This window comes from Alloacidobacterium sp., assembly GCF_035631355.1.
GTDB lineage: Bacteria > Acidobacteriota > Terriglobia > Terriglobales > Acidobacteriaceae > Alloacidobacterium.
The window spans coordinates 25957-35416 of record NZ_DASQIX010000103.1; the positions used below are offsets into that span (position 1 = coordinate 25957).

Below are 9460 nucleotides of genomic sequence, written 5' to 3' on the forward strand. Positions count from 1 at the left end.
CTAAAGGGAGGTCAGCAATGAACTGGTTAGCTAGGGTCCGGTCAGCGCTTTCAGCAGTTTTACTAGTTTAGCTGACCGCTTTGGCGCTAACGGGCAACTCCAATTGTTCCGAATCGGCAAATGGCTCAAAATGCGCCCGGCAACGCGCCTCATACATGCCTGCCGCGCCGACCACGACCAATTCCTGGCTCGCGCCCAGGCGCTGTGTATGAATCGCTGGAGCGCCGCACGCCATGCAGACAGCAGAAAGCTTGACGACTTCATCGGCTATGGCCATCAGATCGGGAATAGGCTGAAAAGGTTCGCCGGCAAAGGTCGTGTCCAGCCCGGCAATCAGCACACGCTTGCCCAGATGGATCAATTCCAGTGACAGCGCAACCAGCCCCTCGTCAAAGAACTGCGCTTCGTCGATCCCAACAACTTCAATTTCGTCGAGTTGCGCGAAGAGCGCCTCCCGCAGCCGGTCTACATTAGCGACTACGCAGGCGTCATGCGTCTGCGCGCTGTGCGAGGCGATGGCGGTCTTGTGATACCGCAGGTCGATGTCCGGCTTGAAGCAGACTACGCGCTGTTTCGCAATCCTTGCCCGCTTCAGGCGTCGGATCAACTCTTCTGACTTACCGGAAAACATCGGGCCGGTAATGACTTCCACGCGCCCCGGCTGCACGACAGACGTCATTGGCCAACCGCCTTCACCTGAGCCGTTTCATGGATGGCCAAAAGCGTCTCTAGTAATGGGCCCAAGTATTTCAGATCGAGAGCATTCGCTCCATCCGACTTTGCTTCCGCAGGATTGTCATGCACTTCGAGGAAAATTCCATCCACGCCCGCTGCAACTGCGGCCCGCGTCAGCACAGGAATAAACTCCGGCTGTCCACCGGAAACCCCGTTTGCCGCCGAAGGCGTCTGCACGGAGTGCGTGCCATCGAACACCACTGGCGCCAGCTTCCGCATGATGGGCAACGAGCGCATGTCTACGACAAGATTGTTGTATCCAAAGCTCGCGCCTCGTTCTGTCAGGAAGAAGCGGTTGTTGCCAGTGGTCAAAAGCTTGCCCACCGTGTGCTTCATGTCTCCAGGAGCGACGAACTGGCCTTTCTTTACGTTGACGGCCCGCCCGGTGCGCCCGGCGGCCAGAATCAGGTCAGTCTGACGGCACAGAAACGCGGGAATCTGCAGTACATCTGCGCCCTCGGCCGCAATTTCGCAATGCGCTGGCTCGTGCACGTCTGTCAAAACAGGCAAGCCGGTCGCCTCAGCCAGGCGGCGCAGGATGGCCGTGCCTTCTATCAGTCCGGGCCCGCGAAAACTCTCAACCGAAGTGCGATTGGCCTTGTCATAGGACGCTTTGAATATATAGGAAACACCCAGATCAGAAGTAATGCGCTGAATAGCGTCCGCCATCTTGCGCGCATGTGCTTCGCTTTCAATCACGCAGGGCCCGGCAATCAGAAACAGCTTGCCCGACCCGATGTGCACGTTGCCGACTTCAAATTCACGACTCACATCCCTCATTCAATCACACAAAAAGGCCCGCCGGTGAGGGCGGGCCTGATCATAAAGATGAGGAAAATTGCTTAGCTGCCGGCAGTCGCCGAAACAGATTGTGTCGAGTGATTGCCGTGCGGAATGGCTGCGGCGCAGGTCGGCTGTCCAGCCGCCAGATACGGCGAGTTCTGGTTGGAAGTAAGCGCGCCTGTGTTCGGATTTAACTGAAAGCCTGTGACCGTGTTGTCGATGAAGTTCGCAGTGTAAATGAAGCGTCCCAGGGCCGGTTCCACAATCACGCAGGAAGGTCCGGCGCCCGTGGCGTAGGAGCTTGCTCCGGCAACAGAAGAAGGCGTTCCGGTGGACTGATTGATCGCGTAGGCCGTTACGTCAGCGGAATTGTAATTAGCAACGTAGATGTAAGTTCCACGCGGGTCGACCGTGATGGCTACCGGGAAGGTGTCCGTCTTGATCGGCGGGTTCTGGCTGGGATTCAAAATGCCGGTCGAAAGAATCGTGTAAGTAATCAGCTGGTTCTGGCGGCTGTCCGTCACATACAGGAAACGGTTCGTTGGATCGCTGGCAATCGCCGACGGCGTTGTGCCGGTCGGATACTTGGTTACTGCTGACAATACGCCGTTAGAATCCACGTCGAAGGCATCCACTTCACCCAGAGTGCTCGTCGCCGAGGGCAAAGCATCCTGCGCGCTCACAAACACCGAATTGCCGTTAGCCAGCGCGTTCACGCCTGTCGGACTGAAGCCAACCGGAACATACGTAGCCGTCTGGGTCACATTGTTCGTATCAACGAAGGTCTGCTGGACTGGAGTGCAATTACCGCCACCGATCTTGCCCGACGACTTGTCTACCGTATATGCGACTAAAGCTCCGGGCCCAGGATTGGCGCTGCTGTAAACCGGGCCGCCTGGCGTGGTAGGCGAGTAAAAGTCAACAATGTAGAGCAGCGTTTCGCTCTTGTTGATCGCCAGCGCCACTGGCGCAGATCCCGGAGTATTGCAGGTCTGCTGCGGATACAGCTTTCCATCGGTGCCGATGGCGAACTGCACGATGCTGTTGTCATCCTTGTTGATGACATAGAGATACTTGCCATCTGGCGAAGTTACCGCGCCGACCGGGTTTCTTCCGCCCGAGGGATAAGGCGAATCCTGTATCTGCGTCAGCGCTCCCGATTCGGAATCGGCCCTGTAGACGCTGATCTGGCCTGGGTTTGCCTTGGAGGCAGTGACATAAACATAGTCAACAGTGTTACTTGGACTGCAGGACGTAAGACCGAGACCCAGTCCCAGAGTTGTTGCGGTGGCCAGTAGCGTCCGGCCCGATTTCCTCAACTTCATGCGCTTCCTTCATCCTGTCCCATGCGGCACAGGCTTCTTTTTTCTAAGGGGTTGTTCCCCTTGCATTGTAAAAGTTCGCGTCCGCTTTCGGCTACATTAGTGCGGCCACTCCTGAGTAGCGCGGCCCTCCGTTTTTCACAGGCCGCCTGCCTCTGGTGTTGCTTGTTTCCCGCCTACGTGGTGCGCCCGCTCACAGAGCACCAGGTTGGATTGCCCACTGAGTTAAACGTCGAGCCTCGGCGCAACAGCGTCAGATTGCCCGTATTCGGGTCGAGAATCCGTCCCGTGATCTGACTATCATTAAAGCTGGACGAATAGATGTACTGGTTCGATGGGTCCTGGACAATGCAGTTCACTCCCGATCCGGTGCCAAAGGGCTCGCCAGCGATATGCTGCAGAGTGCCGTTGGTCGGGTCAATCGTCCATCCCGTAATCTGGCTGATCGGATTCACGATGCCTGACGTCGGTCCTGCGCTTACCACAAACAGATACTTGCCTTTGCTGTCCACCACCAGCGAAACCGGATTCGATGCAGTCGCATCATTGGCCACAGCGCCGTTTGTCAGTGCCTGCAGAGCGCCATTCGTGCCCGCAGTGAAGGGAAGAATCTCCCCCGACCCACTGTTGGCGGCGCCATCCAGAATGTAAATATATTTGCTGCCGTTCAGGTTCGATCCCTGCGCCGTGCTGATCGCTGTCATCCCTTGGGTACCCATCACCAGTGGTGAATTCTGCGTCAGCGTAAGTTGCCCGCTCGACGCGTTCAGCTGATATGGAAAGACCGTTTGCACGTCATTGTTAGACTTGCTGCCGGCATCCGCCGTGAAGACGAAGCCCGAAGAGATGGTGAAGTCCACTGGTGAACATCCCACCGGGAAGTAGGTCAGCTGGGTGCCATTGGAATTCTGTTGCTGCTGGTTGGTGATGATCGACAGACGGCCTGTATTCGGGTCAATGCTGAAGGCGGTGATGTCACCCGTCGGATAGTATTTGCCGTCCGGTCCCTGGCACGGATAGTCCGCGCTCATGCTGGCCGGCGGCGTTACCGCGCCGGTAGCGACCGGCGCATAGGTATCCAGCACAAACAGGTATTTCCCTGTTGTATCCGGGAGGAAGCGGATTGAGTTCGTGCCCTGGCTGGTATAGCTCGCCTGGAAGGCCAGCGTTCCATTGCCGCCGATACTGAAGAGCGAAATGTTCGCGCCCGTGTAACTGATGTTGCCGCTCGCATCAACCTGCTCGGCCCCTTCATTCAGGACGTACATATAGCGGCCGCCGCTGAGCACGAAGGTGCGAATTGGAGATGTCCCGCCGGAGCCGAAAGGCGAGCCGGGCGCGTTTACCAGAGCGCCTGTTTCATAGCTTTCTTTGAAAGAACTGATCTGGTTGTACTGGGTTCCTACTGTGAAGACGAACGCTACTGTGTAGTCATTCATGCACGAGGTGGTTCCGAACATCAGGACAAGGGACACCACCGCAGCCAAAGATATCTGGCCAATTTTTCTAAACTTCATGCGCTTCCTTCATCCTGGCCATAAAGGATGGCGCAGGCAACTGGGTCGGGAAATGGCTCCCCTTTGCATTGTAAAACACGCAAACGTTTTAGGGCACAGGTCGCAGGTCTCAGAATTTACTTCTCTTAAGCGTGTTGGGGCCTGTTTTATGTTTGCTGTAGTACAGACTTTTTTTGCTTTGAAACCGTAAGCACGAGGGCCAGGAAATTTTTGCTGAGCAAAATGAGGGTGCCCCAGGTCTCGCTTTTAAGACCTGGGTTTTCTGTGCCCTGTGCCCTGGCAGCTACCAGACCCTGCAAGCATCGTCCGGCATCATCGGTTGGCCTTTCTTGCAGCCGAATGCCTTGCCGAATTCGTCGAAATTCCGTACAACTCCGTTCACCCGAAACATCCCCGGCGAATGTGGATCGGTCTTTGCCGCGACACGCTGCACTTCAGCGGTGCGGTTTTCACACCATACCTGGGCATACGCGATAAAGAACCGCTGCGGCGATGTGTAGCCGTCGATTTTCGTGTCCGCACTTTTATTTTCGTCGGCCAGCGTGCTCATCAGCGCCTGGTAGGCGATGCGCAAGCCGCCGTTGTCGGCTGTGTTCTCGCCCAACGTCAGCTTGCCGTTCAGATGCGTTCCAGAAACAGGTTCAAAGCCGTCATATTCTTTCACTTCGCAGTCCGTACGCTCGTCAAAGGCCTTCTTGTCCGCAGGCGTCCACCAGTTCTTCACGTTGCCCTTGGCGTCGTACTTGCTGCCCTGGTCGTCGAAGCCGTGGGTCATTTCGTGGCCAATGACAACGCCGATGGCGCCGAAGTTCACAGCCGGGTCTTTCGCATTGTCGTAAAACGGAGGCTGCAGAATGCCGGCCGGGAAGTTGATGTCATTCATGCCATCGTTGTAATAGGCATTGACCGTTGGCGGTGTCATGCCCCACTCCTTCTCGTCCACAGGCTTGCCCAGATGGTTGATTTCCCAGTTCCACTGGAATGCTGCCGAACGCCGCAGGTTGCCGACAAGATCATCGCGCTTCACCTCCAGCTTCGAATAGTCGCGCCATTTGTCTGGATAGCCAATCTTCTGGCGAAAGGCAGCCAGCTTGACCTCTGCCTGTTTCTTGGTGTCCTCGCTCATCCAGGGCAGGGATTGGATATCCTGCGCCAGCGCCTGCTTCAGAGCGGCCACTAGTTTTTCCATATTCTCTTTGGCGGAAGGAGGGAAATTCTCCTTGACCCAGTCCTGACCCACAGCCTCGCCCATCGATCGATCGGTAAGAGTCGTGCACCGCTTCCAGCGTGCCGTCTGTTCCACCTGCCCCTGCAGAGTTTTCTGGAAGAAATCGAAATTTGCATCGACAAAATTGCTTGAAAGCCATGGAGCAAATGTATTGGCCGTATGGAATCGCAGATAACTCTTCAAGCTGTCGAGACTCTGGTCTTCGACTACCTGGTTCATCGCCTTGAAGAACCCCGGTGTGGCTACGTTCAACGTGTCGAAATGCGGCGCATCGAGCGCGCCGATGTATGCTGCCCAGTCTAAGTCCGGCTCGAGTGTATCGAGGTCGGTTACTTTCATGATGTGGTACACGTTGTCAGGATTGCGCAGTTCCACGCGCGGCAACGAACCTTTTGCCAGCGCCGTCTCAATCTCCATGACGCTCTTTGCCTCGCCCTCAGCTTTGTCCTCGGAATCGCCGATAAGCTTGAACACTCCCACTACGTAATCGTGGTATTGTCCGCGGATCTTCTCCATGCGCGGATTGTCTTCGAGGTAATAATCGCGGTCGGGAAGCGCCAGCCCGCCCTGCCCCGCAGTTGCGATTTGTTTACTCGAGTCTTTCTGGTCCTGCTGCACGCGGAAGCGCATGAACACAGGCACGCCGGCATCTGTTTGCAGGTGCGCGATCAGCAGGCCAAGCTGCTTCTTGTCCGTGATGCTGTCAATATGCGCCAGCATGGGCTGAATTGACTTGTCCCCAAGCTGGTTCGCCAGGTCGGTATTCATACAGGCGGCGAAGAAGTCCCCGTACTTCGTTTGCAACTCCGTCTTCGGCGAGTCTGCCGCTTTCTTCAGGTCCAGATAAAGCAGATAGCGGTTGTGCTCGGAGAGCTCATTGAAGCGCCCCCAGCGCGTCTGGTCGCTTGGGATGGGGTTGTCCTTCCGCCAGTTGCCGCAGGCGTATTGAAAGAAATCCGTGCAGGGATCGGCCGTCTTGTCGATGGCTGAAAGATCGAAACTGTGCGGGGTTTTAGGTTCAACAGGAGCCGAGCTTGATGGCTGATCGGAAGCCGCTAGCGCTGGATGAGTCACTGCAGGTTGTTGCGCAACGGCGAAGCCGGTGCAGAGCAACAGCACCGACGCAATACGAATCGATTGCATATAGGTCCCTCGATAGGCAGGCCGCACCTTTCGAGTTCGCGATGAGGTGCTGGCCGGGAAGTGGCACAGCAGCACTAAACTGTGTCCGCACAAAAGCGTAACACGACGGGCAGCAAGTCAGCAGGTCAGCACTTCACGTCAGCGAGTCAGCTACATATCAACAACAAGCATTGTCATGCTGAGCGAAGCATCTGCTTTTCAGCGATGCATTTTGGCTGACCCGCTTGCGCCGGAAGGCGCGCTGACTCGTTGACAGGAGGCGCAAAGCGCCGACGTGCTTCAGAAAATCTTCAAATGTATCGTGAGATATTTCTTCGGATTCTGCCTGATCGCCGTAATCAGATCGTTCGTATTCTGAATCATCTGGTCCGAATGGTCATACAGGCTGCGATTGACAACTAGTTGCCCGATTGTGCCTTCGCCATTGTCGACGCGGTTCAGGATTGAATCGAGTTTTGTGACCGTGTCATTCAGCTTGTGCGCGAAGTTCGGGTCTTTGGCCAGAATGCCGATGCTGCCCTTGCCGGCGTTGATGTCCTTCAGAAGCGAGTTCAGATTCTGTGTGGATTCGCGCAGGTTATTGTAGAGCGTGTCGTCCTTGAGCAGCTTACCGATAGAACCTTTACCGTTATCCAGGTCATTGGCCATGTCTTCCAGCTTGCCCACCGTCGCATTGGCGCGGTTATATAGCGTGTCGTCAGCAATCAGTTTCCCGATCGAGCCTCTGCCATTGCTAATCTGGTCCACCAGGCCCTGGATCTCATTCAATGCGCTAATGGCGCGGTTATATAGCGTAGGGTCATTAATGAGCATGCCGATCGAGCCTTTGCCGCTGTTGAGCGCATCCACCAGGTTATCGACCTTCGCTAGAATCGTGTTCAATTGCTCAATCGTCCCCTGGCTCGATTTGATCACGTCAGTCAGATTGGGCGTCTCCGTGGTCTGCAATTCGGAGTTGTCCTGAATCGGCCCGCCAGTCGCGAACTTGCTGTTGATATCAACAACTGTGTCGCCGAGAACCCCAATCGTCTCCAGGCTGCTCTTCGAATCCGTGTGAAGCGCAGACAGAAACTTCTTACTGATTCGCATCGTCACTTCCACCGGCGTCAATTTGCGTTCCGGCACAATGCGGATGCTCTTCACATTGCCGATGGTCACACCCTCAAGGTTCACCGGCGCGCCAATCTTTAATCCAGCGGAGTTCTCAAAATAGGACCGCACCGTAATCTTGCCCGATAGGAAGCCACCCGTGTTGCCCGACATGAGAAACACCAGCGCAGTGAGAGCAGCCAGCGCCACCAGCACCAGCACGCCCACCTTCAGTTGTGACCACTGAACTTCCTGCTGGCTTGGCACGGACCTCCTCGGTTACAACTACTGCTGCTGAGACTTGAGAATATCAAACACTACCGGTCAGCTCACGGCTTTCGTTTGGATGACGCCACAACATTAGCCATTGCAAAACCATACAGGTCATCATCTTGTCTCGCCAGTTTCAAGATGAACCGAAGCCATCGCGAGCGAAGCTGTGTGAGTGAGCGAAAGCGATACATGCGTCACGCCGAGACGGTTGGCAATCTCCAGCGCCGGCCCGGAAAGATGCAGCGTGGGCCGCTGCCCGGGCAGTCGCCGCACCTCCAGATCCTTCCAGGTCACGCCATGCTGAATGCCCGTTCCCAGTGCCTTTGCTCCGGCTTCCTTCGCCGCAAAACGCGCGGCAAAGCTCTCCGCAAAGTTGCGCCGGCGGCGACAGAAGGCAATCTCCTTAACAGTAAAAACTTTTTCCAGAAAGTGGTCGCCGTAGCGGGCAATGGATTTCGCGATCCGCTCGACTTCCACAACATCGATACCTGTGCCAACCAGCATGAGCAAAAATTTTCCTGAATGCACCTTAGCACAGCCTTAAGGAGCTGTTACCAATCAAGACCAAAGAGTCTCCAGGTAACGGTGAAGATTCGGTTCTACCTGCCCGATGAAGTATCTGTGCTGGATACAGATGAACTCGTAGAGTGGGACCTCAGGCTGACCGCAGCCTGCGCCGAAGGCCCGCAGCGCACGCTTCGCTTCCTGACGGGCGCTGTACTCGCGTGCGGCGGATGGGTGTTGTCACGCAGCCTGCCCGGTTCCGACACTGCCGAAATGAGCTTTGAATTTGCCCGCGCCATCAGCCTCGAAATTTACAGCGTGCTCATTGCCGCCGGTCTCGAACTGAGCTGCGATGCCCACTTCAGCATGACCGAACTCTGCCAGTGCACCAAGGACCTGCTGCCCACCAAAGGCCACGACATCGCCCGCATCCGCTTGCTCGTATTCGCCGCGCCTGTCGAAAACAAAGGCAGCAAAAACAACCAGCTCCCCGTTAATAGAATGTAATCTGTCAGGTTTTTAGAGGTGTCATCCTGAGCGAAGCGCTGCGGAGTCGAAGGACCTGTGGTTTTTGAGCCATAGCACAAATCCCAGTGTCCATCCTGAGACGAAGTCAAAGCGTGGGAAAGCATGACACTCACCCAGCCTCCACCAAGCCATACCTCCGCTGCCACGCCTCCCTGAGCCGCGTGCGAACCATAGTCTTCTCCTCATCGGAACCCTCTGGATGGTCCACAAACCGCGCCGCCTCCGTCTTCGCCAACTCCAGCAACTCCCGGTCCCGCACCAGGTTCGCCACGCGAAAATCAGGCAGCCCAGCCTGCCTCGTCCCGAAAAACTCCCCGGGCCCACGCAGTTGCAGATCA

The 9460-nt window shown here is 56.1% G+C and carries 8 protein-coding genes and 1 pseudogene; 1 reads left to right on the forward strand and 8 read right to left on the reverse strand.

Going from position 1 to position 9460, the window contains the following annotated elements; translation table 11 throughout:
* Positions 1-67 precede the first annotated feature (67 nt).
* The 7 genes from VEV40_RS18280 to acpS all read right to left on the reverse strand — a co-directional run bounded on the left by VEV40_RS18280 (position 68) and on the right by acpS (position 8594).
* Complete coding sequence (locus tag VEV40_RS18280; RefSeq protein WP_324834411.1) at positions 68-679, reverse strand: thymidine kinase; 612 nt, start codon at positions 677-679, stop codon at positions 68-70.
* Positions 676-1515 carry a 3-deoxy-8-phosphooctulonate synthase gene (gene kdsA, locus VEV40_RS18285; protein ID WP_414637858.1) on the reverse strand — a complete coding sequence of 280 codons (840 nt, stop codon included), beginning with the start codon at positions 1513-1515 and terminating at the stop codon, positions 676-678. The genes VEV40_RS18280 and kdsA overlap by 4 nt, the downstream gene beginning before the upstream one ends.
* A gap of 62 nt (positions 1516-1577) precedes the next feature.
* Entirely contained in the window at positions 1578-2843 is a 1266-nt protein-coding gene (locus tag VEV40_RS18290) for a lactonase family protein (protein ID WP_324834414.1), read from the reverse strand.
* Between the two features lie 173 nt (positions 2844-3016).
* Positions 3017-4357 carry a hypothetical protein gene (locus tag VEV40_RS18295; RefSeq protein ID WP_324834415.1) on the reverse strand — a complete coding sequence of 447 codons (1341 nt, stop codon included), beginning with the start codon at positions 4355-4357 and terminating at the stop codon, positions 3017-3019.
* A gap of 283 nt (positions 4358-4640) precedes the next feature.
* On the reverse strand, positions 4641-6728 hold the full coding sequence (locus VEV40_RS18300) for a M13 family metallopeptidase (protein ID WP_324834416.1): 2088 nt from the start codon (positions 6726-6728) through the stop codon (positions 4641-4643).
* Positions 6729-7007: 279 nt separating this feature from the next.
* The gene (locus VEV40_RS18305; RefSeq protein ID WP_324834417.1) at positions 7008-8084 is read right to left on the reverse strand and encodes an MlaD family protein; all 1077 of its coding nucleotides are present in this window, start codon (positions 8082-8084) and stop codon (positions 7008-7010) included.
* 120 nt (positions 8085-8204) lie between these two features.
* Entirely contained in the window at positions 8205-8594 is a 390-nt protein-coding gene (gene acpS / locus VEV40_RS18310; RefSeq protein ID WP_324834418.1) for a holo-ACP synthase, read from the reverse strand.
* 81 nt (positions 8595-8675) lie between these two features.
* On the opposite strand from acpS, the gene VEV40_RS18315 reads away from it, so the two are divergent.
* Entirely contained in the window at positions 8676-9101 is a 426-nt protein-coding gene (locus VEV40_RS18315) for a hypothetical protein (RefSeq protein WP_324834419.1), read from the forward strand.
* 130 nt (positions 9102-9231) lie between these two features.
* Here VEV40_RS18315 and VEV40_RS18320 read toward each other — a convergent pair.
* Positions 9232-9460 (reverse strand): annotated as a pseudogene (locus VEV40_RS18320) (ATP-dependent DNA helicase RecG); the annotation flags it as partial.